This window comes from Streptomyces sp. NPDC059852, assembly GCF_042731455.1.
GTDB lineage: Bacteria > Actinomycetota > Actinomycetes > Streptomycetales > Streptomycetaceae > Streptomyces.
Map to the genome: position 1 here is coordinate 66351 of NZ_JBHWJK010000008.1, position 24720 is coordinate 91070.

Annotated in this window: 20 protein-coding genes and 1 riboswitch; of the genes, 15 read left to right on the top strand and 5 right to left on the bottom strand. The window is 71.1% G+C overall.

Annotated features, from left to right (window positions below):
• Window positions 1-17 precede the first annotated feature (17 nt).
• The 4 genes from ACFV46_RS12920 to ACFV46_RS12935 all read left to right on the top strand — a co-directional run bounded on the left by ACFV46_RS12920 (window position 18) and on the right by ACFV46_RS12935 (window position 5986).
• Complete coding sequence (locus tag ACFV46_RS12920) at window positions 18-1526, top strand: sugar ABC transporter ATP-binding protein (RefSeq protein ID WP_361929774.1); 1509 nt, start codon at window positions 18-20, stop codon at window positions 1524-1526.
• Window positions 1519-2580 carry an ABC transporter permease gene (locus tag ACFV46_RS12925; RefSeq protein WP_283288412.1) on the top strand — a complete coding sequence of 354 codons (1062 nt, stop codon included), beginning with the start codon at window positions 1519-1521 and terminating at the stop codon, window positions 2578-2580. The genes ACFV46_RS12920 and ACFV46_RS12925 overlap by 8 nt, the downstream gene beginning before the upstream one ends.
• 85 nt (window positions 2581-2665) lie before the next feature.
• The gene (locus ACFV46_RS12930; RefSeq protein WP_385498110.1) at window positions 2666-5080 is read left to right on the top strand and encodes a glycoside hydrolase N-terminal domain-containing protein; all 2415 of its coding nucleotides are present in this window, start codon (window positions 2666-2668) and stop codon (window positions 5078-5080) included.
• Between the two features lie 120 nt (window positions 5081-5200).
• Window positions 5201-5986 carry a DUF1963 domain-containing protein gene (locus tag ACFV46_RS12935; protein ID WP_385498111.1) on the top strand — a complete coding sequence of 262 codons (786 nt, stop codon included), beginning with the start codon at window positions 5201-5203 and terminating at the stop codon, window positions 5984-5986.
• Window positions 5987-6044: 58 nt separating this feature from the next.
• On the opposite strand, the gene ACFV46_RS12940 is transcribed toward ACFV46_RS12935, so the two are convergent.
• Window positions 6045-7145: an NAD(P)/FAD-dependent oxidoreductase gene (locus tag ACFV46_RS12940; protein WP_385498112.1), complete on the bottom strand. Its 1101-nt coding sequence runs from the start codon at window positions 7143-7145 to the stop codon at window positions 6045-6047.
• 255 nt (window positions 7146-7400) lie between these two features.
• Entirely contained in the window at window positions 7401-8357 is a 957-nt protein-coding gene (locus ACFV46_RS12945; RefSeq protein ID WP_385498113.1) for a GlxA family transcriptional regulator, read from the bottom strand.
• Window positions 8358-8515: 158 nt separating this feature from the next.
• Here ACFV46_RS12945 and ACFV46_RS12950 point away from each other — a divergent pair, with 158 nt between their 5' ends.
• Complete coding sequence (locus ACFV46_RS12950) at window positions 8516-9154, top strand: HD domain-containing protein (protein ID WP_283288419.1); 639 nt, start codon at window positions 8516-8518, stop codon at window positions 9152-9154.
• 354 nt (window positions 9155-9508) lie between these two features.
• Here the strand turns inward: ACFV46_RS12950 and ACFV46_RS12955 are convergent, their stop codons facing one another.
• On the bottom strand, window positions 9509-10033 hold the full coding sequence (locus tag ACFV46_RS12955) for an AAA family ATPase (protein ID WP_361929790.1): 525 nt from the start codon (window positions 10031-10033) through the stop codon (window positions 9509-9511).
• Window positions 10034-10199: 166 nt separating this feature from the next.
• Window positions 10200-10321: riboswitch (cobalamin riboswitch) on the top strand.
• Window positions 10322-10369: 48 nt separating this feature from the next.
• On the opposite strand from ACFV46_RS12955, the gene ACFV46_RS12960 reads away from it, so the two are divergent.
• From ACFV46_RS12960 to ACFV46_RS12995, 8 genes are all read left to right on the top strand, one after another.
• Window positions 10370-11395, top strand: coding sequence for an ABC transporter substrate-binding protein (locus ACFV46_RS12960; RefSeq protein WP_385498114.1), 1026 nt, complete (start codon window positions 10370-10372; stop codon window positions 11393-11395).
• 17 nt (window positions 11396-11412) lie between these two features.
• Window positions 11413-12507: a FecCD family ABC transporter permease gene (locus ACFV46_RS12965; protein ID WP_385498292.1), complete on the top strand. Its 1095-nt coding sequence runs from the start codon at window positions 11413-11415 to the stop codon at window positions 12505-12507.
• Window positions 12504-13289: an ABC transporter ATP-binding protein gene (locus tag ACFV46_RS12970; RefSeq protein WP_283288428.1), complete on the top strand. Its 786-nt coding sequence runs from the start codon at window positions 12504-12506 to the stop codon at window positions 13287-13289. The genes ACFV46_RS12965 and ACFV46_RS12970 overlap by 4 nt, the downstream gene beginning before the upstream one ends.
• Before the next feature lie 337 nt (window positions 13290-13626).
• Window positions 13627-15213: an ABC transporter substrate-binding protein gene (locus ACFV46_RS12975; RefSeq protein WP_385498116.1), complete on the top strand. Its 1587-nt coding sequence runs from the start codon at window positions 13627-13629 to the stop codon at window positions 15211-15213.
• 35 nt (window positions 15214-15248) lie between these two features.
• Window positions 15249-16217, top strand: coding sequence for an ABC transporter permease (locus ACFV46_RS12980; RefSeq protein ID WP_376726458.1), 969 nt, complete (start codon window positions 15249-15251; stop codon window positions 16215-16217).
• Window positions 16207-17088 (top strand): ABC transporter permease, encoded by an 882-nt coding sequence (locus ACFV46_RS12985; protein ID WP_283288434.1) that lies wholly within the window; start codon window positions 16207-16209, stop codon window positions 17086-17088. The genes ACFV46_RS12980 and ACFV46_RS12985 overlap by 11 nt, the downstream gene beginning before the upstream one ends.
• Complete coding sequence (locus ACFV46_RS12990) at window positions 17085-18050, top strand: ABC transporter ATP-binding protein (RefSeq protein ID WP_283288436.1); 966 nt, start codon at window positions 17085-17087, stop codon at window positions 18048-18050. The genes ACFV46_RS12985 and ACFV46_RS12990 overlap by 4 nt, the downstream gene beginning before the upstream one ends.
• A complete protein-coding gene (locus ACFV46_RS12995; RefSeq protein WP_376726456.1) occupies window positions 18043-18714 on the top strand; it encodes an ABC transporter ATP-binding protein in 672 nt (223 codons plus the stop codon). The genes ACFV46_RS12990 and ACFV46_RS12995 overlap by 8 nt, the downstream gene beginning before the upstream one ends.
• 90 nt (window positions 18715-18804) lie before the next feature.
• Here the strand turns inward: ACFV46_RS12995 and ACFV46_RS13000 are convergent, their stop codons facing one another.
• A complete protein-coding gene (locus ACFV46_RS13000; RefSeq protein WP_361929807.1) occupies window positions 18805-19395 on the bottom strand; it encodes an XRE family transcriptional regulator in 591 nt (196 codons plus the stop codon).
• Between the two features lie 127 nt (window positions 19396-19522).
• On the opposite strand from ACFV46_RS13000, the gene ACFV46_RS13005 reads away from it, so the two are divergent.
• Both ACFV46_RS13005 and ACFV46_RS13010 read left to right on the top strand, forming a co-directional pair.
• Window positions 19523-19657, top strand: a complete 135-nt coding sequence (locus ACFV46_RS13005) for a hypothetical protein (protein ID WP_376726454.1) — start codon at window positions 19523-19525, stop codon at window positions 19655-19657.
• 222 nt (window positions 19658-19879) lie between these two features.
• Window positions 19880-21472, top strand: coding sequence for an MFS transporter (locus ACFV46_RS13010; RefSeq protein ID WP_385498117.1), 1593 nt, complete (start codon window positions 19880-19882; stop codon window positions 21470-21472).
• A gap of 269 nt (window positions 21473-21741) precedes the next feature.
• On the opposite strand, the gene ACFV46_RS13015 is transcribed toward ACFV46_RS13010, so the two are convergent.
• Complete coding sequence (locus ACFV46_RS13015; protein ID WP_385498118.1) at window positions 21742-24720, bottom strand: hypothetical protein; 2979 nt, start codon at window positions 24718-24720, stop codon at window positions 21742-21744.

Consider the following 24720-nt stretch of genomic DNA (forward strand, 5'->3'; position numbering starts at 1 on the left):
GAAGGCGATTCGCAGACATGTCTACGGCTGCGCCCGTCGCCCAGGCGGCGGCGATAACGAAGCGGTTCGGCTCCACCGTGGCGCTGCGCGACGCCCGGATCACGATCGCGCCCGGGCAGACCCACGCACTCGTCGGGCGCAACGGCGCGGGCAAGTCCACGCTGGTCTCCATCCTCACCGGACTGCACGCACCGGACGAGGGCACGGTCACCTTCAACGGCGAGCCGGCGCCCCGGCTCGCGGACCGGGACGGCTGGCGGCGGCGGGTGGCGTGCGTGTACCAGAAGTCCACCATCATCCCCGAGCTGACGGTCGCCGAGAACCTCTTCCTCAATCGGCACGACCGCGGTCGCGGCGGCCTGATCAGCTGGCGCACGGTACGCGCCAGGGCACACGAACTGCTGCGGACCTGGTCGGTCGACGTGGACGTGCGCACCCCGGCGGGAGAACTCGACGTCGAACAGCGCCAGTTCCTGGAGATCGCCCGTGCCCTGTCCTTCGGAGCCCGCTTCATCATCCTCGACGAACCCACCGCGCAACTGGACGGAGCCGCGATCAACCGGCTGTTCACCCGGATCCGGGACCTGCAACGGCAGGGCGTGACCTTCCTGTTCATCAGCCATCACCTCGAGGAGATCTACGAGATCTGCGACACGGTGACGGTGTTCCGCGACGCCCGGCACATCCTGACCGCCCCGGTCGCGGAACTGCCCCGCGCCGAACTGGTCGCCGCCATGACCGGCGAGGGTGTCAGCGAGGGCGCCAGGGCCCGCCGCCGCCCGGCGGACGGCGCATCCCCCGATGTGCTCGTCGTGGAGGATGCGACGCTCGACGGGGCCTATGAGGACGTGTCCCTCCGTGTCCACGGCGGGGAGATCGTCGGTCTGGCCGGCGCGGCGAGCAGCGGCCGTATCGACGTGGCGGAGACGGTCGTCGGACTGCGCGCCGCCGACACCGGCACGATGCGGATCGCCGGGGTGCGTCCGCGCCCCGGCAGCGTGCCGGCGGCCCTGAAGGCCGGCGTCGGCTTCGTCCCGCAGGACCGCCACCACCAGGGTTACGTACCGGAGATGTCCATCGCGGACAACGGCACCCTCACCATTCCCGAACGGCTCGGTCCGCCCGGCTTCATCGACGGACGCCGCCGGGACACCTACGCCCGTTCCATGATCGAGAACCTGGCGATCAAGACGCCGGGACCTGAGCTGCCCGTCTCCGGGCTCTCCGGCGGCAACCAGCAGAAGGTCGTCATGGCCCGCGCCCTGGCCAGCGATCCGAAGGTGCTGGTCCTGATCAATCCGACCGCCGGCGTCGACGTGCGGTCCAAGGAGTTCCTCCTCGGCAAGGTGGAGGAGATCGCCGAGTCCGGCACCGGTGTGCTCATCGCCTCCGACGAACTCGACGACCTGCGCATGTGCGACCGGGTCCTGGTGATGTTCCAGGGCCGAGTAGTGGCCGAGAAGGCCCGCGGCTGGCACGACCACGAGCTCGTGGCCGCAATGGAGGGAGTGGACCTCGATGTCTGAGAGCGCGACTGCGGCCGCCGCGAAGAGGCCCGACGACGGCCTGCCCGACCCGTCGAGCGACCAGCCGGCCACCCGCAGGGCAGGCGAGCGGAGGCTGGCCTTCGCACGACTGCGGGACCTGGCCCTCATCCCCGCGATCATCGTCATGGGGATCGTCGGCCAACTGGTCAATCCGGTGTTTCTGCAGCCGGACAACCTGATCAACGTGCTGCAGACCATGTCCGAGATCGCCCTGCTGGTCCTCGCCCAGACCCTGGTGCTCATCGTCAAGAAGATGGACCTCTCCCTGGAGTCCACCGTCGGTCTTGCCCCCGGCGTCGCGGCCTGGCTCACCGTCCCGGCGGGCGCGGCACACGGCGTCGGACTGCTGCCCGGCGCCTGGTCCATCCCCGTCACCCTGACCGTAGGTCTCCTCATCGGGGTGGTGAACGCGCTGTTCATCATCCGGTTCGGGCTCAACGGCTTCATCGTGACGCTCGGCATGCTGATCGTGCTGCGCGGCATCCTCACCGGCATCTCCGGTGGCCAGACCTTCTTCCAGCTGCCCGAGTCCATGCTGTACCTCGGCACCACCCAGTGGCTGGGCATGCCCGCCTCGGTGTGGATCTGCCTGATCCTCTTCGCCATCGGCATCGTGGTGCTCGGCTTCACCAGCTTCGGCCGCTCCCTCTACGCGATCGGCGGCAACGTCGACGCGGCGAAGGCGGCCGGCATCCGCACCGACCGGGTGCTGTGGATCGTCATCGTCACCGCGAGCGTCCTCGCCGCGACGAGCGGCCTGCTCCTCTCGGGACGCCTGGCCTCGGTGGCCTCCGCCCAGGGCAACGGCTACATCTTCACCGTGTTCGCCGCCGCCGTGATCGGCGGCATCAGCCTCAACGGCGGCAAGGGAACGGTCTTCGGCGCGTTCACCGGCATCCTGCTGCTGTTCCTGATCCAGAACGTCCTCACCCTCGGCGGCGTGCCCGCCCAGTGGATCGGCGCCCTCAACGGCGCGATCATCCTCGTCGCCCTGGCGCTGTCCCGTATCACCGGAGGCAAGGCGCAGGACTAGACGCCCGCCGGACCCGCTGTCGACCAGCGGCCCGTACCGCTCCCGGATGACCAGCCCGACCCGCACTCGAAAGGCAGGCATTCTCATGGAACGAAGAGACTTCCTCGTCACCTCCGCGGCGACGTCGGCCGCACTGGCCGTCGGTGTTCCGGCGGCCGCGGCCCCGCGGACCCCGGCGGAGGTGGAGGTGGAGGACGCCGGCGCGCCGGACCCCTCGCGCCTGGCCCTGTGGTACGGCAAGCCGGCGGGCCAGTGGCTGGAGGCCCTGCCCCTCGGCAACGGCCGCCTCGGCGCCATGGTCTTCGGCGGAGTCGACACCGAACGGCTTCAGCTCAACGAGGACACACTGTGGGCGGGAGGCCCCTACGAACCGGCCAACCCGCAGGGCCTGGCGAACCTCCCCGAGATCCGACGCCGGATCTTCGCCGGCCAGTGGGGCCCGGCCCAGGACCTGATCAACTCGACCTTCCTGGGCAACCCCGTCGGGGAGCTGATGTACCAGACGGTGGGCGATCTGCGCCTGACGTTCTCCGGCACGGGTGACGTCGGCTCCTACCGTCGGGAGCTGGACCTCGACACCGCCGTGGCCACCACCACGTACACCCGTGGCGAAGTGGCCTACCGCCGCGAGGCGTTCGCCAGCCATGCCGACCAGCTGATCGTGGTCAGGCTGACCGCCGACACGCCCGGCGCCCTCTCGTTCACCGCCGCTTTCGACAGCCCTCAGCAGACCCAGAAGTCCTCCCCCGACCGGATCACCGCCGCGCTGGAAGGCACCGGGCAGACCCGCGAGGGGATCACCGGACGAGTCCGCTTCCGCGCACTGGTCCGTGCCCAGGCCGAGGGCGGCACCGTGGGGAGCGAGAACGGCACCCTCACGGTGACCTCGGCCGACGCGGTGACCCTGCTGGTGTCCGTGGGGACCAGCTACAACGACTACCGCGACGCCTCCGGCGACCACCGCGCCCGTGCCGAGCGCCCGCTGAACGCAGCCGTCGACACCCCCTACGGACGTCTGCGCGCCCGGCATGTGCGCGACCACCGCGCCCTCTTCCGGCGCGTCGCCCTCGACCTGGGTGTCACGGATGCCGCCGCCGCACCGACCGACCAGCGGGTGGCCGCCTTCGCCCAGTCCGACGATCCCCATCTGGTCGCCCTTCACTACCAGTTCGGCCGCTATCTCCTCATCGCCTCCTCCCGCCCCGGCACCCAGCCCGCCAACCTGCAGGGCATCTGGAACGACCAGCTCTCCCCGCCGTGGGACTCCAAGTACACGATCAACATCAACACGGAGATGAACTACTGGCCGGCCTCCACCACCAACCTTCTGGAGTGCTGGGAACCGATCTTCGCCCTGCTCGACGACCTCGCCCAGGCGGGGCAGAAGACCGCGCGGGTGCAGTACGGCGCGAACGGCTGGGTCGCCCACCACAACACCGACGCCTGGCGCGGCACGGCGCCGGTCGACGGCGCGTTCTGGGGCATGTGGCCCACCGGGGGCGCCTGGCTGGCCACCTCGGTCTGGGAGCACTACCGGTTCACCGGTGACCGCGAGGCACTGGGCCGACGCCTGCCGGTCGTCGAGGGCGCCGTCCGGTTCTTCCTCGACGCCCTCGTCACGGACCCCGGCACCGGCCATCTGGTGACCTGTCCGTCCGTCTCTCCGGAGAACGCCCACCATGCCGGTGTGTCCGCCTGCGCGGGCCCCACCATGGACAACCAGATCCTGCGCGACCTGTTCGACGGTTACCTCGCCGCCTGTGACGCGCTCGGCGTCACCAGCCCGTACGCCGCTCAGGTGCGCCAGGCCCGAGCCCAGCTTCCGCCCATGAGGATCGGCGCGCTCGGGCAGTTGCAGGAGTGGCAGCAGGACTGGGACGCCGGCGCGCCCGAGCAGCAGCACCGCCACGTCTCCCACCTGTACGGTCTGCACCCGAGCAACCAGATCTCCAAGCGTGGCACCCCCGACCTGTTCCGTGCCGCACTGAAGACGCTGGAGATGCGCGGGGACGCCGGTACCGGCTGGTCCCTCGCCTGGAAGATCAATTTCTGGGCACGCGCGGAGGACGGATCGCGCTCCTACGAACTCCTCACCGACCTCCTCACCCCCGACCGCACCGCTCCGAACCTGTTCGACCTGCACCCGCCGTTCCAGATCGACGGAAACTTCGGCGCCACCGCGGGGGTGACCGAATGGCTGGTGCAGTCGCACACCGACGAGGTCCACCTCCTGCCGGCGCTGCCCCCGCAGCTTCCGCAGGGCCAGGTCACCGGCCTTCTCGCCCGCGGCGCCCTCACCGTCGACGTCTCATGGAGCGACGGCGCGCTCACCCGTGCCCGCCTCGCGGCACGCCGGACCGGGACGGTCCGACTGCGCACGGCGGCACCGGTCGCGGTGCACGCCGAGGGCGGTCCCCGCACCGACGTGAAGCGCCCCGAGAGCACCGTCGTCACGTTCGACGCCCAAGCGGGCAAAAGGTACGTCATCACGCCGCTGTGACGTGGGGGGTGCGTGCCGCACCTCACCGTCTCAGTGCGTCGCGGCGGGCCCGGTAACTCCGCTCTTCGCCGCAGGAGTTGAGGTCGGAAAATGTCAGTCGGTCCTGGCATGATCGCGGTCATGACCACTCCGATCGTGGAAGAGCTCATTCTGCAGGCGGCCGAAAAGCATGGCGTTCCCGGTCCGGTGGCGCAGGAATTGCTGGCCGGATCCCGGCCCTGTCTTCACCTGGTCCCCTTCCAGGACCTGACGCCCGCCCAGCAGCAGGAGGCCCGTCCCGCCGCGCGTACGGGAGGCCTCCCCTGCCTGCCGGACGGCGTCGACTGGCCCGATGGGCGCGAACCCCTGATACTGACCGTCGACTGCGCAGCGCTCCCTCGTGAGGCCCTGGACATCGAACTTCCCGCCGACGGCGACCTGTTGTTCTTCATCGAGATCGAGTACGAGCCGGAGTCGTCGGCGGTGCTGCACGTTCCCGCCGGCGTGGGAACCACGGAGCGCTCGGCGACGTACGAATTCGCCGGGGAACCAGAGCAGGTCAAGGTCTACCGGCCGCGTGTTCTGTACCCGGTTCCGGGACTGACCGTCTCACCCGACTGGCGCGACAGCCCGGCGACCAGCGCGTTCCTGGGAATGGGCGAGGACCGCGACGACGCCCTGGACGACTTCGAGGACACCGTGCGCGAAGCGGCAGCGGGCGGCGCGTCACACGGGGTCGCCGTCCAACTCGGCGGCTGCTCCACCCCCTGGCAGTCTCCGCCGGACGAAGGCGACCTCGTCCTCCTTGCCCAGCTACACGGACAGTCGGTCGACCTCGACGTGTACACGCAGACCCTTGTCGTCGGCACCCGCGAGGACATCGCCGCGCGCCGATATGAAGGCCTGGAGTTCGAGCAGCAAGTCTGAGCAGCCGGAGACTTCCAGCTCACCCTCGTCGGTCCATCCGTCCCGTCGACCCGCGCGGTCAGCGAGGCCGGCCGAGTGCTGCCGCCGGCCGCAGATTCTCCTCGAGTCCTTCGGCCATGGCCGCCGCGGCCAGTGCCCGTCCCAGCCGAGGTGCCTGTTTGAACAGGTTGTGCCCGGCGGTGAAGAAGATCCTGTCGGCTTCCCAGACCGCCATGCCGTCCTCGCTCCACGGCAGACTCGTCACCCAGCAGTGCAGGTACTCGACGGGTTCGGGGTCGAGGCCGGGCAGTGCGCGGGAGACGTAGGCGCGGGCGCGGTCATTGAGCGCGACCAGTGCGCTGGGGTCCGCGAAGCTGCCGTCCTCGCGTACGTCGACCGTCTGGCTGAGGCCCACCGCATACCGGCTGTTGCCGGGGTAGGGGGCCGCGTAGACGCCGACCTCGCCGAAGTCGCCGCTGCTGTCCTGCAGGCAGGCGACCCGTTCCGGGGGCGCTCCCCGGACCTGGAAGGTGAGGCGGACGTGGGCTGCCGGCCGTACGGGCAGCGAGAGCCCCACGGTGCGTGCCAGCCGCGCGCTGCTCACTCCCGCGCACACCACGGCCGTTTCGTACTCTGCGCGGCCGGCTGAGCTGAGCACTTCCACCGTGCCATGGCCCGTCGGATGCAGCGAGATGACCTCCTCGGTGACCACGGCCTCACCCAGCGCGTCGGCCAGGCTCTCGACCGCGGCACGGGTGCGGATGGCGCCGCCGTCCTCGTCGAGCATCGCGGGACCGCTGTAGTCGGCGAGCAGCGGCATGCGGGTGTGCAGCTCGGCGCTGTCCACGGCCCGGGCCGGGATGCCGCCGGCCTCCTGCAGAATGCGGAGCCTCCCGGGTACGGAACCGCCCAGGGCGGCCACTCCGTCCTGGGAGATCAGTTCCGTGCCGAACCGGTCGGCCCACTCGTCCCAGATGGCGCGGCCCTGGCGGGTGAATTCGACCAGGCGGGCGTCGTCGTGCGCGTGACGGAAGATGCGGGACTGGCCACTGGACTGTCCATGGCCTGGAACGCCGCTTTCGTACACTCGCGCCGTCGTGCCGCGTTCGGCCAGCGCATAGGCGGTGCAGAGGCCGACGATGCCGGCTCCCACCACGGCCACCTCGGGAACCCGGCTCATTCGATCGCCTCACTTCGCGTGGAGGAGCCGTCCCCTCCGCGGAGCAGGGGTGGCATTCAGTTCGCGCCGCCGCGGCCTGGTGGGTGACTGGATCTCAAGGGTGACTTTTCAGGCTCTTCGTGACGCGACGGCGAAACCGTGTCTCTCTTCAGCCTCACACCGGTCCGGCATATGTTCAATCGGTCCGGCCTCATGGGAGGAGGTCGCTCCGACGGCGTCGTCCGCGTCTCCGCCGAGGACCAGGCCGTCGCGGTGTCACTGCTCCTGCGCGTTGGCTCGGCGCGCTGTGCCGAAGCGTCGTTGGTAGGCGGCGGGGCTGAGGGACAATTTCCTCGCGAAAACTCTCCGCATGCTCTCGTAATTCGGGAATCCGGCAAGGGACGCCGTCTGGGTCGCGGTATGCCCCTGGTCGAGCAGAGCTTTGGCCATGTCGAACCGGATCGATTCCACATACCGGGCCGGTGTGGTGGACAGCTCCTCGTTGAAGAGTCGCGTGAGATGCCTGGGGCTCACATTGAGGTGCTTGGCGAGTTCGCCGAGTGAGTGGTTTCCTCCAGGATTCGCCGTGATCAAGTCGGTGATTCTGCGGAGGGCAGGAGACCGGGGCGGCGGTCCTTGCAGGGGGGCGGAGAACTGTGATTGGCCGCCCGAACGCTGCAGGTACACCACCAGGGCGCGGGCGACGTCCCGGGTCAGATCGGGGCCGTGATCCTCCTCGACGAGTGCCAGTGCCAGGTCGATGCCGGCGGTCACGCCCGCCGAGGTGTAGGTGGCGCCGTCACGGACGTAGATCGCGTCCGGTTCCACGCGGCTCGACGGGCAGCGGGCGGCGAGCTCGTGCGCGACCTTCCAGTGTGTGGTCACTCGCTTGCCGTCCAGGAGACCGGCGGCGCCGAGGATGAAGGCCCCGGTACAGATGGACGCGACCCGGTCCGCCCGATCGGCCTGGGTGCGCGTCGCCTCGATCAGGTCACGGGGCACGGGCGTGCGCGGGAAGAGATCGGCGCCTGCCACCAGGAACGTGTCAGGCGCCGGCTCGGTGGCGGCGGCGTCGACCGCGACCCGGATACCGATGGACGAGGTGACATCGGCACCGGTCGGTGACACCAGCACGATCGTGTAGTCGGCACCGAGGCGGTTCGCCTCCCCGAACACCTCCGCCGGGCCGACGACGTCCAGGAGCTTGACCCCGTCGTAGACGAGGATCGACACCCGATGCGTGGCGGAACCCGCAGCTCCTCCGCCCGCCTGTCCGGATTCGGGTGACTCATGGCCGGACCGAGGGAGCGCCGGAGGCCGGGTGATCGGCAGGGTGGAGGACGGACGCACCGTCCATTCGTAACACACCGTTCTCGGAAGGAGCGAAGATCATGAGCGAGGTCATCGCGGGGGTGGAGATCCCTGACACAGCGGCGGTCGCCGAGGCCACCCGCCTCGTCCAGGAGACGACCAGCCCTCTCATCTACCACCACTCCCGGCGCGTTTTCGTCTTCGGCGCGATACACGCTCACCGGCTCGGCCTGGAGCCCGACCCCGAGCTTCTCTACCTGGCCGCCATGTTTCACGACACGGGTCTCCTGACACCGTTTTCCGACACCGAGCAGCGCTTCGAGGTCGATGGAGCCGACCACGCACGTAAGTTCATGCTCGACAGCGGTTTCCCGGCTTCGGCGGCCGACGTGGTGTGGACGGCGATCGCCCTGCACACGACTCCGGGGATTCCCGAGCGGATGGGCCCCGAGGTCGCTCTCACGAATCTGGGAGTTCTGACCGACGTTCTCGGCCTGGGCGTGGGCGAACTGGATCGCGGGCAGGTGGACGAAATCACCGCCATCCATCCGCGGGGTGACTTCAAGAACGAGTTTTTGCAAACTTACGTCGAGGGGCTCAAGCACCGCCCGGACACCACGAATGGAACAGTGAATTCTGATGTACTGGAGCATTTCGTTCCCGGCTTCCAGCGTATTACCACGGTGGAGCGCATGATGAGCGCTCCGTGGCCGAACTGATCAAGGCACCTGGAAGGTGACGAGATGTGTGGCCGCGGCGAGCGGACCTATGCCGTAGGTCCGCTGGGGGTCCTGCAGGCAGGCCGATGAACGCCGGCCTTTGGCATCATGGCCTTCCGCGGGGGACAGTCCGTTGCCGTTCGTCTTCTCCGTCGACTGCGGGGCGGCCGAGGGTCGACGGCCTCGGCCTGCCGCCAGACGGGCTTCGTGATCCGCCGTGACGACCTGGCCGCCGCCCGCGTGGACAAGGCGCTTTCGGTGACCGAGTTCAGCGAGTAGAGCACCGGGCCTCCGGCGATCGACCACCTCGCGGTCGTTGGCCCCACCGACCTGGAGGGGCCGACGGGGCCGAACTCACAGCTCCTGAACGACAGCAATCACACGGTCCACCACCTCGGTCAACGGCTTGGAGGCGTCAACGATCGCAGCGCCGTGACGCTCGTAGATCGTTCGCGTCAGTGGATTCCATTTCAGCGCCGCCGCGAGCTCTTCCGGATGCCGGCCGAACGGGTTCGTCGTGCGGGTCGCGAGCCGATGGCGAAGGGTCTCGTCGTCGATCACCAGGCAGACGACGGCGTCGAAAAGATCGAGGATGTCCGCCTCGTTCTCCGCCGACCCGCACAGGAACGCGACGCGGGAACGGGACTCCTCGGCGAGGGCTTCCACCCGCTCGCGGACGATCTCCCACCCGTATCGATCGAGCCAGCCTTCGGGAACCGGGTACGGCGGGTCCGTCACGGCCTCGCCGTCAGCCCGGTCGAACCAGCGGCAGAAGCCGTCCTCATCGGCGTCGAGCGCGACGAAGCCACGCTGCTGCAGCACCCCGCAGACCGTGGACTTGCCCGTCCCTGAATTGCCCGTCACCCACACCAACGTCACTCCGCCAGCGTAGACATGAGCAGACGCGGCCGCACGGTGTCATTCGATGTGCGGAGCCGTCGCGAGTCGTGAAACCGCGCCCACGCCGAAGACGTCGCCACCGGCCTGCCCTTTTGCCGATGACTCGGGGAAACGTAGGATCACCTGGTCATCGCCGCGACGGGAGACAGGAAGCCGGTGCGAATCCGGCACGGTCCCGCCACTGTGACCGGGGAGCGCCCCTCCGACACGCCACTGCGCACCGCGCGGGAAGGCGGAGGAAGCGTCGATCCGGGAGTCAGGACACTGGTCCGTCGCGGGCCCGATCCGAGGAGCGCGGACTCCAGGAGGCTTCACGTGTCCCAGCTGTTCACCCCTGCCCGCACGCGCGGGTTCCTTCGTGCCACGGCCGCTGCCGTGGCGCTGTCGTCAGTGCTGCTGACCACGGGCTGCGGTGCGGCCGACGAGCGCGGCGGGGACGCGAAGTCCACCGCGGCCGCGCCCGCGGGTTTCCCGGTCACCGTCGACAACTGCGGCGTGAGGACGACGTACGACAGGCCGCCGTCGCGGGTGGTCACCATCCACCAGCACCCGGCGGAACTCATGCTCGCCCTCGGCCTGAGGGATCGTATGGTCGGCACGGCCTTCCCCGACTCCGCGGTGCTGCCCGAGCTGAAGAAGGACTACGCGGCGGTTCCCGAACTGGCGCGGAAGGAACCGTCGTTCGAGAAGGTCCTGGATGCCGAACCCGACTTCGTCTACGGCGGCTACGGCAGCGCCTTCGCCGAGAAGGAGGGCCGCTCCCGCGCGGCGTTCGCCGACGCCGGCATCGACACCTACCTCAACCGTGAGTACTGCGGCAAGAAGAAGGTGACGATGGAGGACACCTACGACGAGGTCCGCACCATCGGCAAGATCTTCGGTGTCCCGGACCGGGCCGACAAGCTGGTCAGCGACCTCAAGAGCCGCGTCGGCAAGGCCGCCGGCAAGGTCGAAGGCCGGCCCGACGTGCCCGTCTTCGTCTACGACAGCGGCGACAAGGCCGCTTTCACCGCGGGCGGCAAGAGTCTGGGCACCGAGTTGATCCGGCTGGCCGGCGGCGAGAACGTCTTCGCCGACCTCGACGATGTCTTCGGCGACGTCTCCTGGGAGCAGGTCATCGAGCGCAGACCCGAGGTCATCGCCGTCTACGACTACGCGGGTGCCGGAAGCGTCGAGCAGAAGAAGAGGTTCCTGCTGTCCCAGCCCGCGCTCGCCGACGTCCCCGCTGTCAGGAACAAGCGGTTCGTCGTTCTGCCGCTGACCGCCACGCTGGTGGGGATCCGCTCCGCCTACGCGGTCGGCGATCTGGCCCGCGGACTGCACCCCGAGAGCTTCCGGTGACCCGGACCACCACCGTCATGTCCGTCGGGACGAGAGTCCGACGACGGAAGACCGACGAGCCGGGAGAGGGCCGAACCCGGCTGGCCGTCACGCTGTTCGTGCTCACCGCCCTGCTCGTCGCCTCCGCCATCACGGGACTTGCGATCGGCTCCGTCCGGGTGCCGCCCGGCCAGGTGTGGGGCATCGTGACGCACGCACTGGGTGCCGACTGGCAGCAGCCGGACTGGTCGCGGGCCCGGGAGACCATCGTGGTGGACGTGCGGGCGCCGAGGGTGTTGCTCGGTGCGGTCACCGGCGCCGGCCTCGCGGTGGTCGGCACCGCCCTCCAGGCCCTGGTACGCAACCCGCTCGCCGAGCCGTACCTGCTCGGCGTCTCCTCGGGGGCGTCCCTGGGCGCGGTCTCCGTGATCGTGTTCGGAGCCACCCTGTTCGGTCCCGTGTCCTTGTCCGTAGCGGCGTTCGTGGGGGCGTTGGGGGCACTCCTGCTCGTGTACGCCACCGCCCGCACCGGCGGCCGCATCACCTCGTCACGTCTCGTGCTGTCCGGCGTGGCGATCGCCGCGATGCTCACCGCGGTCCTCGATCTGTTGCTGCTCACCACCGACCGGGGCAACGAGACCCGGGCGGTCCTCGCCTGGACACTCGGCGGCCTCGGCGGGGTCGACTGGGGCACGCTGTGGCTGCCGAGCACGGCCTTGCTGCTCGGAGTCGGCGTCCTGTTGGCGCAGGCCCGCAACTTGAACCTGCTGCTGGCCGGCGAGGAGGCGGCCACCACGATGGGGCTGGACGTGGCCCGTTTCCGTGCCCGGCTGTTCGTCCTGCTCTCCCTCGTCACGGGGGTGCTGGTCGCGGCGGCCGGACCGATCGGCTTCGTCGGCCTGATGACACCGCATATCGTCCGTCTGTTCGTCGGCGGCGACCACCGCCGGGTCCTGCCGACCGCGGCGCTCGGCGGAGCGGTCTTCCTCGTCTGGGCCGACATCGCCGCGCGGACGATCGCCGCGCCGATGGAGATACCCGTCGGCGTCCTCACGGCCCTGTGCGGCGGGCCGTTCTTCCTGTGGCTCATGCGCCGGGACGCCCGGCGCGGCACCGACCGAGGAGTGGCATGACCGCGACCGATCTGAGCGTCGACGGCGTCACACTCACCGCCGGAGCCCGCCACCTGGTGCGCGACGTGTCCCTGACCGCCCGCCCGGGCGAGACCATCGGGCTCGTGGGCCCCAACGGCAGCGGCAAGTCCAGCCTCCTGCGCGCCGTCTACCGGGTGCTGCGCCCCGACGCGGGTGAGGTCCGGGTCGACGGAGCCGACGCGTGGTCGCTGCCGGTGCGGCACCTGGCCCGCACCGTGGCGGCGGTGGTCCAGGAGTCGGCAGCCGACTTCGACCTCGCCGTGCGCGAGGTCGTCGCCATGGGCCGCACCCCGCACAAACGGCTTCTCGCGGGTGACACCCCCGAGGACGCCGAACTCATCGACTCGGCACTCCTAGCGGTCGACGCCGTCCACCTGGCCGACCGCACCTTCGACCGGCTCTCCGGCGGCGAACGCCAACGCGTCCTCATCGCGCGGGCCCTCGCCCAGCAGCCCACCCTGCTCGTCCTCGACGAACCCACCAACCACCTCGACGTCCGGCATCAACTGTCCGTGCTCGGCGCCCTGCGTCGCCTGCCCGCCACCGTGCTGCTCGCCCTGCACGACCTCAACCTGGCCGCCCGCTACTGCGACCGCCTCTACGTCCTGAACGAGGGCGAAGTCACCGCCTCCGGGCCTCCGGCCGAGATACTCACCCCCGAACTCCTGGCCGAGGTCTACGGGGTGGCGACCGAAGTGGCCGTCCACCCGCGCACAGGTGCCCCCCAGGTGACGTTCCTCCACCAGGAGCCACGCGGCTGACGCCTCACCCGACAGAGCCCTGCTGAGGAATCCGCACGACGGTCGGGCGCCCGCTCGGCGCCTCGTTGGCGAGGACGCGCCAACCGGAACTCGCCATGGGGGCTGACGACTTGGCCGGCCGGGCACCCTGAAGCCCGCGACGGAGCCGAGAGCCTCGGCGAACGCGTCAGACAGCTCGCCGAGCCGGCCTTCTTAAGCGGCGCGCCGTGGTCGTCCGGTCATGGTGTGCCCGTCCCTCCACCCGGCAGGAGACCCAGCCGAGCCCCCTGCTGCCCTGACATCCCTTGTTGCAAGTAATATGCAACAGCTTATGATCATCATTAAGGGTGTGAGGTCCATGACGGTCCGTCGGATACGGACAGCCGCCGCCACGGCGGCCCTACTCACCGGCGTCGCCGCTTGTTCGGCCCCCGGCGACAGCGAAGTCGGCGGCGGGGGCGACTCCGTCGTCATCGGGGTGGCGTCCGAGCCGGACACACTCAGTCCGCTGCTCGGCTACGGCAAGGACGGCAACTCGAAGGTGTTCGACGGCCTGCTCGCCCGGGGCGCCGACCTGAGGCTGAGGCCGGCCCTCGCCAAGGCCCTGCCCGAGATCACCGACAACGGCCTGACCTACACCTACACCCTGCGCGACGGCGTGACCTTCAGCGACGGCGAGCCCTTGACCTCGGCCGACGTGGTGTTCACCTACGAGACGATCCTCGACGCGAAGACCAACAACACCAGTCGCAGCGAGCTGGACGCCATCAAGCAGGTCCGCGCGGACGGCGACGACAAGGTGGTCTTCACCCTCAAGTACCCCTACGCCCCCTTCGCCGGGCGCACGGTGCTGCCCGTCGTCCCCGAGCACATCGCCAAGGGGCAGGATCCCAACACCGGCTCCCTCAACACCGAGCCCGTCGGCACGGGCCCGTACGTGCTCGCCGCCTGGAGCAAGGGAGAGAAGCTGACCTTCAAGGCCAACCCGGGCTATTGGGGCGGAGCGCCGAAGGTGAAGAAGGTGACCATGGCGGTCATCAAGGACGACGACGTGCGCGCAACCCGCCTGCGTTCCGGAGACCTCGACGGCGCGGTCCTGCCGCCCAACCTCGCCGCCACCTTCAAGAGCGACGGCGCGAAGAAGACCTACGAGGCGAAGACGTACGACTTCCGCGCGGTCACCCTTCCGCAGGGAAACAAGGTCACCGCCGACCGTGCCATCCGGCGGGCACTGGACGCCGCGGTGGACCGGCGGGGCATGGTCGACACGATCCTCGACGGCGCGGGAAGCCCCGCGTACGGGCCGCTGCCCGTCGACGCCCCCTGGTTCGCCAAGGGCATCGAACGCGAGCAGGACCTCGGCGAGGCCCAGCGGATTCTGGACGACGCCGGCTGGAAGGCCGGCGACTCCGGCATCCGCGTCAAGAACGGCCGGCGGGCCTCCTTCACCCTCCTCTACCCCTCCGGCGACAAGGTCCGCCAGGACCACGCCCTCGCCTACGCCTCCGACGCCAAGAAGGCCGGAATCGAGGTGAAGGTGGAGAGCGCCACCTGGGAGGTCATCGAGCCGCGCATGAAGGACGACGCGGTCCTGGCGGGCTTCGGCAGCAACGGAGACCCCGACTACGGTCTCTACACGCTCCTGCACTCCTCCCTCGCCGGCGACGGCTTCAACAACATGGCCCGCTACCGCGACCCGGTCGTCGACAAGGCTCTCGACACCGGCCGCCGCAGCGCGGACACGGCGACCCGCAAGGCCGCATACGACGAGCTCCAGCGTGAACTGGTGAAGAACCCCGGTTACACGTTCCTCACCCACATCCACCACCTCTACGTCCTCGCCGACCGCTGGGGGGACGGGCTGACCACGCAGGTCGAACCTCATGAGCACGGCTTCGCCTCCGGGCCGTGGTGGAACCTCGAGACCTGGCAGCCCGAGAAGTGACGCCGGCCCACGGAAGATCCCTGCCCTGGAACGCCATGGCACGACTGGCGGGCCGGCGGCTGCTGTTCGCCGCTCCGATCCTGTTCGTCGTCACCTTCGGCGTCTTCGCGATCGCCGCCGCCTCCCCGTTCGACCCGGTCAGGGCGTACGCCGGAACGGCCGCCCTCGGCGCGGACGCCGAGACGCTGGCCCGGCTGCGGGAGAACCTGGGCGTGGACAAGCCGTTCGTCTCCCGCTGGTGGGACTGGCTGGCCGCCGCGCTCGGAGGCGACCTCGGGCAGTCCAGTGTGATGCGGCAGCCGGTCACCCAGGTGATCGCTGAACGCCTCGTGTGGTCCGCCCTGCTGTGTGCCGTGGCGTTCGTGGTGGCCGTACTGACGGGCACGGTGCTGGGTGTGCTCGCGGCCCGGCGACCGGGATCGATCCTCGACCGGGCCGTGACGTCGCTCGCCTACGCGCTCGAGGCGGCACCTGTCTTCTGGCTCTCGCTGCTGGCGGTCTGGCTGTTCGCCCTCCGTTGGGGCGTGCTTCCCGCGGGCGGTCTGACCGACACCGCCAGCGAACAGGTCACCTTCGGGCAGGTCACCCGCCACATCGTGCTGCCCGCCGGAATCCTCGCCGTCTCCCAACTGCCCTGGTTCACCCTGTACGTACGTCAAGGCGTCGGCGACGCCCTCGCCGAGGACCCGGTACGCGGCGCCCGCGCCCGGGGCGTGAGCGAACGCACCGTCCTGCTCGGCCACGCCCTGCGCTCCGGCCTCCTCCCGGTCCTCACCCTGGTCGGCTCCCGCGTACCCGAACTCATCACCGGAGCCCTCCTGGTGGAGAGCGTCTTCAGCTGGCCCGGCATCGCCGCGGCCACCGTCGAAGCGGCCACCGCCGTCGACTTCCCGCTGCTCGCCGCCCTCACGACCCTGGCCACCGCCGCCGTACTCCTCGGCAACCTGCTCGCCGACCTGCTCTACGGCCTCTTCGACCCGAGGGTGGAGTTCCATGACATGTGAGGCACCTCAAGGCACCGTCTGGCGGTCGTACGGCACCGATCGTCGCTCCACCAGGACGGTGCGCGTGCGCGTCTCGGCGGCCCTGGTCGCCGCCACCGTGCTCGCCGTGATCCTCGTCCCGCCCCTGGTCCAACTCGACCAGCAGGCCGTGGACCTGCACGCGAAGCTGCTGCCCCCGAGCTGGTCGCATCCCTTCGGCACCGACGACCTCGGCCGGGACCTGCTCCTGCGGTGTGTCTACGGCCTGCGGGTCTCCCTGCTGGTCGGCGTCGCCGCCGCGCTCACCGCGACCCTGATCGGTACGGCCGTGGGTGCGGCCGCCGGAGCACTCGGCGGATGGGCCGACCGAGGTCTCATGCGTCTCGTCGACACGCTCTCCTCCGTACCGCACCTGCTGCTGGGCATCTTCATCGTCGCCATGTTCCGGCCCGGCGTGTGGCCGGTGATGGTGTCGGTCGCGCTCACCCACTGGCTGTCCACCGCGCGGATCGTGCGCGCGGAGGTGCTGTCGCTGCGTGCGCGCCCCTACATCGACGCGGCGGTCTCCGGTGGGGCGTCCCGGTGGCGTGTGGCGATACGGCATCTGCTGCCCGGCGTGCTGCCGCAGGCCGCGCTGGCCGCCGTCCTGATGGTGCCGCACGCCATGTGGCACGAATCCGCGCTGTCCTTCCTCGGGTTGGGCCTGCCCACCCATCTGGCCAGCCTCGGCGGTCTCATCCAGGGCGCGCGGGGCTCGCTGCTCGCCGGGCAGTGGTGGCCGACCCTCTTCCCCGGCCTTCTCATCATCGTGCCCACGCTCGCCATCGCCGGGCTCGCCGGGGCCTGGCGCGAGCGGATCAATCCCCGCCGTCGATCGGAGCTGATGCTGTGACCGGGCGAACCCCGATCCTCACCGTACGGGGGCTGTCCGTGCGCTTCCTCATGCCGGGTGGGCGGCGGATCGCCGCGGTCACCGACGCGCACTTCGACGTGGCCCCCGGCGAATGCCTCGCCCTGATCGGCGAGAGCGGCTGCGGCAAGTCGGTCCTCGCCTCCGCCCTGCTCGGCCTGCTGCCCGCCAACGCCCAGGCGGCGGGAGAGGCCCGCATCGGAGACCTGGATCTGCTCGCCGCCGACGAACGAACTCTGGCACGGGCAGTACGAGGCCGCCTGATCGGCCTCATCCCGCAGAGCCCCGCCGCACACCTCACGCCGGTGCGCACGGTCCGCTCCCACCTGGAGGAAACCGTCATCGCGTTGACCGAAACGCGAGGGCGGGCAGCCGTACGCTCCGCGGCCGAGGCAGCCGCCGAACGCGCCGCCTTCCCGGCCGGCCACCTCGACCGCTTCCCGCACGAACTCTCCGGCGGCATGGCCCAGCGCGCGGCCACCGCCCTCGCCCTCGTCGGCGACGCTCCCCTGCTCCTGGCCGACGAGCCGACCACCGGTCTCGACCGCGCCCTGGTCGAACACACCGTGGACGAACTGCGCCGCCACGTCGACACGGGTCGCCGGGCACTGCTGGTGATCACCCACGACCTGGCCGCCGCCGAGCGCATCGCCGACCGGGTGGCCGTGATGTACGCGGGCCGCCTCGTCGAAGTCACCGATGCGGACCGCTTCTTCGGGGCCTGCGGCCCTGGCCACCCCTACAGCCGCGGTCTCCTCCAGGCCCTCCCCGACCGCGCCTTCGCCCCCATTCCCGGCACGCCGCCCGAACTCGGCGACCTCCCCGCGGGGTGTGCTTTCGCCCCACGCTGTGAGCGGGCCACCGACGCGTGCACCGCACTGCCCCAGCCCGCCGACGGCGTCTCCTGCCATCACCCGCACGTACCGGAGGACCTCCGTGCTTGAACTGCACGACATCACCGCCGGATACGACACAGGGGCCCCCGTCGTCCGCAACGCCACCCTGGCCCTCGCCGCCGGTGAGAGCCTCGGGCTCCTGGGGCCCAGCGGCTGCGGCAAGTCCACCCTCGCCCGGGTCGCGGCCCTGCTGCACCGCCCCGACACCGGCACCGTGCGCCTCGACGGTGAACCCGTACAGGGCTGGCGGTACCGCGCCCCACGCCTCCAACGCACCGCACTGGGGGTCGTCTTCCAACAGCCCCGCCTGTCCGCGGACCCGCGGCTGCGCCTCACCGACCTCATCGCCGAGCCCTTGCGGGCCACCGGCCGGCGCGACGAAATACCGCAGCGTCTGTCCGACATCGCGCCGGCCGTCGGCCTCACCCCCGATCTCCTGGACCGTCGGCCGCACGAGGTCAGCGACGGCCAGCTCCAGCGCGCCTGCCTCGCCCGCGCTCTGGTCCTGCGTCCGCGCTGGCTGATCTGCGACGAGATGACCGCGATGCTGGACGCCTCCACCGCCGCTGCCCTGGTCGCGGCCGTCGAGGAGTACCGGGCCGCCACGGGCGCGGGACTGCTCGCCGTCGGCCATGACGACAGGCTCCTGGACCGCTGGTGCGACCGCACGGTCCACTGGGACGACCTCAGCGCGGCAGAAGTCCGGGCTTGACGCCCGCGCGCCCTGCGGCCGGAGCCGTTGCGGGGCGCTGCCCGACGCGCCGGAGGTCGTCCCCGCGGAGCCGTCGGGCGGCCTGCGCCGTCATGCGGGAGCGTCTTGGGTGTCGTCGCCGCCGTCGCCTTGGTGGCCCCGGCGGGCGTCGCGGTCGAAGATGCCCAGGATCTCGCAGGGCCCGCCCTCGGCGCCGATCGCGTGCGGCATCATCGTGGGGAATTCGGCGGCCTGGTTGGGTTCGAGGCGGAAGCGGCGGTGACCGAGCATGAGGATCGCCGTGCCGGACAGGACGACGAGCCATTCGCGCCCCGGGTGGGCACGCATGCGCGCCGGGTTCTCGGGGGGCGGTTCGGTCATGCGCTGGCGCACCACGCTCATGCCTGGGTCGGCCTTGATGGGCCAGCGCATCCGGCCGTGGGCGCTGTCGATCGTCGGGCTGGTGACGACGTCGTCGGTGGCGGTCTCCACGAGCTGATCCAGCGTGGTGTCCAGGGCGCGGGCGAGGGTGACCAGCTGATCCAGTGCCAGACGGCGCCGGCCGTTCTCGATGCGGCTCAGTGAGGACTGACTGAGGTGGGCGCGGGAGGCCAGCTCTTCCAGGGACCAGCCCTGTGCCACTCGCAAGGCGCGGATGCGTTTGCGTACGAGGCTGTCCAGGTCTCCGTCTTCTTGCGTCATAGGCAACAGTGTATGCCTTCCCCGCAAGGCGCGGTTAGCGTCGTGTGTGGCTGGTCCGCAACGTCAGGGACCAGTGACGAGGCGACGCAGGAGGCCAGGGCTGTGACCACTTCTTCTCCGCACGCGAGTGACGCACGGCGGGGGTGCCGGGCGCTTCGAGTCCGGCACGGCGGGCCCCACCGAGGTGCCGGGCGCCTGGGTGACCGGCGACGCCACCGCCGCGCCGCCCGGGTCGGCGCTCACCCAGCGCCCGGCGCGCTGACCGGCGCCCGCATCGGCAGCCTGTCGGCCACCGCACACACCGACGCGGCCCTCGCCGTGGCCCCGGGCGAGACCCCGCACCGCTGACATTCGGACGGGGCACCGGCCCACCGCTCGAGCGCATCGGCGACGCGCGTGACGGCCCACGCCCCGCCCACCCTCCTTCACCGGCGGCCGGTCCTGTTCCGGCGCCTGCTCGGCATGCCCATCGTGAGAGGAATCCATGAGTACGAACCAGTCCGTACCAGCCAAACAGGCCGGCGACGGGGGCGTCCCCGACGCACGTCGGCTGCGCACCATACTGATCACCGTCTCCATCGCCCTGATGGCGGTCATCGCCTCGGTGACCGGGCTGAACGTCGCGCAGACCCACATGGCCGTGGAGTTCGGTGCCTCCCAGAACACGGTCCTGTGGATCATCAACATCTACACCCTCGCCCTGGCCGCGCTGCTGCTGCCGCTCGGGGCCCTGGGCGACCGTCTGGGCCGCAAGCCCATGCTCGTCGCCGGGCTGGGAGTCTTCGGCATCGCCACCGTGGTCGCCGCACTGGCCCCGACAGCGGCAGTGATGCTCGCCGCCCGCGCGGTCAGCGGCGTCGGCGCCGCGATGATCATGCCGGTCACGCTGGCCGTCATCACCTCCACGTTTCCCGAAGAGCAGCGAGGCAAAGCGATCGGCGTGTGGACGGGCGTCGCCGGAGGCGGCGGCATCCTGGGCATGTTCCTCGCCGCACTTCTCGTCGACGTCGCCGACTGGCGCTGGCTGTTCACGCTCCCTGTCGTCCTGATCGTCGTGGCCCTGGCCATGACACTGAAGTCGGTTCCCAACTCCCGCGAGGCCTCGGCTCACCGATTCGACACCGTCGGGGCCCTGGTCTCCGTGATCGCCGTGACCGGCCTCATCTTCGTCCTGCAGGAAGGTCCCGAACGTGGCTGGACCGCCCCCGCGACACTGATCAGCCTGACCGTCGGGCTCGTCGCCGCCGTCGGCTTCGTGGCCTGGGAGGTGCACCGCCGCGACGCCTCCTTGCTCGACGTGCGGCTGTTCCGGGAACGCGGGCTGTCAGCCGGCTCGCTGACACTCCTCGTGGTCTTCGGCGTCCAGGCGGGCATCGGCGTACTCCTCTTCCCGTTCTTCCAGGCCGTACTCGGCTGGTCGGGTCTGCTGTCCACGGTCGCGATGATGCCCATGGCCCTCGCGATGATGACGGCTTCCGGCCTGGCCCCGAAGCTGGCCGTGGGTATCGGCCCACGCTCGACCATGGTGGTGGGCATCGCACTGGCCGGCGTCGGCATGGCGCTCATGGCCCTGTTCGTCTCGGTGAGCGGCGGCTACCTCTCCGTGCTGCCCGGCCTGCTCGCCATGGGCGTCGGCATGGGTCTGTCGATGACCCCGTCCACGGAAGCCGTCACCGCCTCCCTGCCGCGGGAGAGGCAGGGTGTCGCCTCCGCCCTCAACGACGTCACCCGCGAGTTCGGCACCGCACTCGGCGTCGCTCTGCTCGGCGCGCTCGTGTCCACCGGCTATCGCAGCGCCATCGACGACAGGCTGCACGGCGTCCCCCAGGATGCCGCGAACACGGCGCGCGAAGGTGTCGCCAACGCCGTCGAGGTGGCGGGCGGCACCGGCCCGCACGCACCGGAACTGCTGCAGGCAGCCCACCAGTCCTTCGTCGACGGCTGGCAGCAGGCCATGTGGGCAGGGGCCGCCATCATGGGCGCCCTGCTCGTCCACATCGCCCTTCGCGGCCCCAAGGGCACCCCCGCTGCGGTCGCGGAGCCGTCGGACCCGGCGGAGGCGGTCTCGGCCGGCTGACCGCAGCCGGTCGCAGCCCGCTTCTCGTTTCGTCGAACGGTCACCATGATCGGACGTCGCCGAAACGGTGCGGAGGAAGTCCTTGACGCGGAGTCCTGGCCGTTGCGCACCCGTACCGGAGCACCGCCGTGCCGTTCTTGTGCAGTTCGGCATGCGTGGGGAAGTCGTCCGTCGAGGCGGTCCCGCGTGAGCGGTTCGGCCGCGGTCTGATCCGAAAAGGGGATGCCGCGGGTGCCGGGGAGGGGAAGCCTCCCCGGCACCCGCGCCGTTCACTGCTCGTCGCGCAGCTGCTCGGCCAGCTCCGTCAGGGACTCGGCCTGCTCGGTGTGGCCGAGGGACGTCAGCCGGGACGCCGCCGCCTCGACCCGGGCCAGGGCCGGGGCGGGGCGTTCCAGGTATGCGCCCTCGACGACGCCGGCCAGGCGGACGCACTCCGCCCACTCACCGGCCACGTCGGGGTCCTCACCCGGCTCCCCGAGCAGCCCGAGGGCCTTCTCCAGGGCGGCCAGCGCCTCGTCGTACGCACCGGCGTACGCGTTGATCCGCCCGTGCTCGTAGGCCAGGGCCGTGTCCAGGGAGCGGCCGTGCGCCTCGAAGCCGGCGGCGCGGGCCGCGTCGGCGACCCGGCCGGCGTCGTCCAGGAAGGCGCGGGCTTCGGTCAGGCCCTCGGGGCCCTGCTGCTGGGCCTGGAGCCGGGCCAGCTCCCGCAGGGCGTTGCTGACCTGCTCGTACCGAGGGGCGCCGGCGTGGGCGGCGAGCGCCTGGTCCACGGCCTCCCGGGCCCTGGCGAACTCACCGGCCTCGCCGAGCAGCATGGCCGTCTCCGCCGCGATCATGGCGTGGCTGCCCGGGTCGTCGTCCCAGCCGGCCGACTCGGCCGCGAGGGCGACGAACTCCGCCGTGGCGGCCTTGAGGTCGTCACCGGCGCGCAGCGCGCGGGCGCGGGTCAGGCGCAGCTGGGCGACGAGCCGGTCGTCCAACTCGCCGCCGACGACGTCCGGCTCCACGAGCAGGGAGTCGAGCAGCGCGATGCAGTCCTCGATCCGGCCCAGGTCGAGGCTGATCTGGGCGGCGTTGCTGTAGGTGCAGAACGCGTCGAACCGGGTTCCCGCCCGCATCTCCAGCTCCGCCGACCGCGTCAGATGGCGCAGCGCCTCATCGGCGCGGCCCAGACTCATGCAGGCCTGCGCCAGTTCGCCGTGCAGGGTCGCGGCGTCGACCGCTTCGGCGGGCCACTCGGCGGCCAGCCGTACCCCTTCGCTGAGGCTCGCGTGGGCGGCGTCCGCGTCCCCGAGGCCGAGTTGGATCTTTCCGCGCAGGGACAGCGCGCGGGGCAGGTGCCAGGCGGGACCGTCCGTCCGCAGCAGCTCGACCAGTCCGTCCGTCTCGGCGAGCGCGGCGGGCAGGTCACCGGCCATGGCGTGCGTGGTCGCTCGCAGCAGCCGGGCGGCGGCGATCTGCCCGGTGAGGGCGTGTCGCGTGGCGAAGTCGTGCAGCAGTTCCGCCTCGGCGAGGATCGGGGGCACGTGCTCGCTGTCCCCCGAGGCCTGGAGTCGCAGGCCCCGTGCGCTCACCCGCAGGCGCAGCAACCGCGCCTCCAGGTACGGGGCGATCCCGGACGCCTGCTCGTGCAGCCGCACCAGCTCCGCGTGGGCCTCGGCGAACATCGCGACCTTGGCAGCGACCCGCGCCTGCGGATCCGCACCCTCAGATCCGGCGCCCTCGGAAGCAGCACCCTCCGAGCCCCCGGCCTCCGGTACCTGCGTCACCGCCAGCACCGCTCTCGCACGGGCGACCACCGCGTGGCCGGCGAGCCCCGTGTCCTCGTACAGACCCGCGGCCTCCTCGTACAGCGTCGCCGCGTCGGCGTGCGCGTCCTTGCGCTCCGCCAGCGTCGCCTCCTCCTCCAGCAGGTCCGCCCGCAGCCGCACCAGCGGGCCGACGTCCGGGTCGTCCGGGTGGACGTAGTCCGGGGCGGTGGTGAGGGTGCGCAGGCGGGCCCAGCAGGCGTGCGCGTCCGGGTGGCCCTGCTCGTCAAGCTCCCGTGCCCGCTTGATCAGTTCGGCGGGCGTCTCGGGCAGCGCCTCGGCCGGTGCCGGAGCGGCCGGGGCGGTCGCCGGGACGACGTCCTCCAGGGTGCGCGGCCGCAGGGTCAGCTCCAGCGACTCCAGCAGCGGCGCCCTCTGGAGACGGGCCGCGCGGCGGTCGGTGTGGGCCGTCGTGCCGTTGCGGGCGTCGAAGCGGGTGGCCAGGTCGTCGGCGCGCTGCCGCACCTCCGCGCGCAGCGACGCCACCGTCCAGCTCCGGCCGGGGAACCCGGCGGCGGGCAGCTCCCCGTGGCCCAGCGTCTCGACCCGGGCGAGGAGCACCTCCACACCGGTGAGCAGGTCGAGCTGGGCCAGCGGCGAGTCCACCTCGTCGAACAGGGTGCGGTTCTCCGCGAGCAGTTCCAGGCCGCGCGCCTCGTTGCCGGTCAGCGCGCAGAACTCCAGGTGACGGCCGATCTCCCCGGCCATCGAGGGGTTGCGGCGGCAGCCCCGGTACCCCGCCAGGTGCAGCCGGCGCGCCTCGTCGGTGCGGCCGGCGCGCAGCAGCGGCAGCAGCGCGTACGACACGGAGCGGGCCGGCTCCTCCTGGCAGGACTCCTCGCCGGCCAGCACCGGCTCCCAGGCGCGCAACGCCCGCTGGTCGTCGCCCGCCGCCAGGTGGTACAGGGCCCGCTCGCAGGTCTCGCACGCCTCGCAGTCGCTGAGCGGGCTGCGGGTCCGGCCCGCCCACAGCTCGTAGGCGAGGGCGGTGTCCTCGCCGACGTGGGCGGCGAGCTGGTACGCCTGTCCGTAGTACGGCTGGAGGTCGAGCCCGGCCTTCTCGTAGCGGTCGCGCATCTCCGTCTGCCACTGGCGCAGGCTGGCCAGCGGCACCTCGGGCAGGCTGCGCAGGGCGTTGGCGACCCACTTGAACCGCCAGAACAGCTGGTGGCGCAGCCGGTCGTCGAACACGTCGGGCTGCTCGTCGAAGAGGTTCAGCAGCCGGGCGAAGACGACCGGCGACTTCCGGGGCTCGGAGCCGTACGTGTACGCCTCCTGGAGCTCCAGGAGGGCGTGGATCAGCGGCACCGGCTCGCCGAACAGCTCGGCCGCCTCGGCGAGTTCCTCGGCCGTGACGGTGCGGGTGCGGCCGTAGGGGCGCCGGTCGTTCTCCCGCAGCGCCTCGTACAGCTCGTCGGTGGTCTGGGGTGCGGTCTGCAT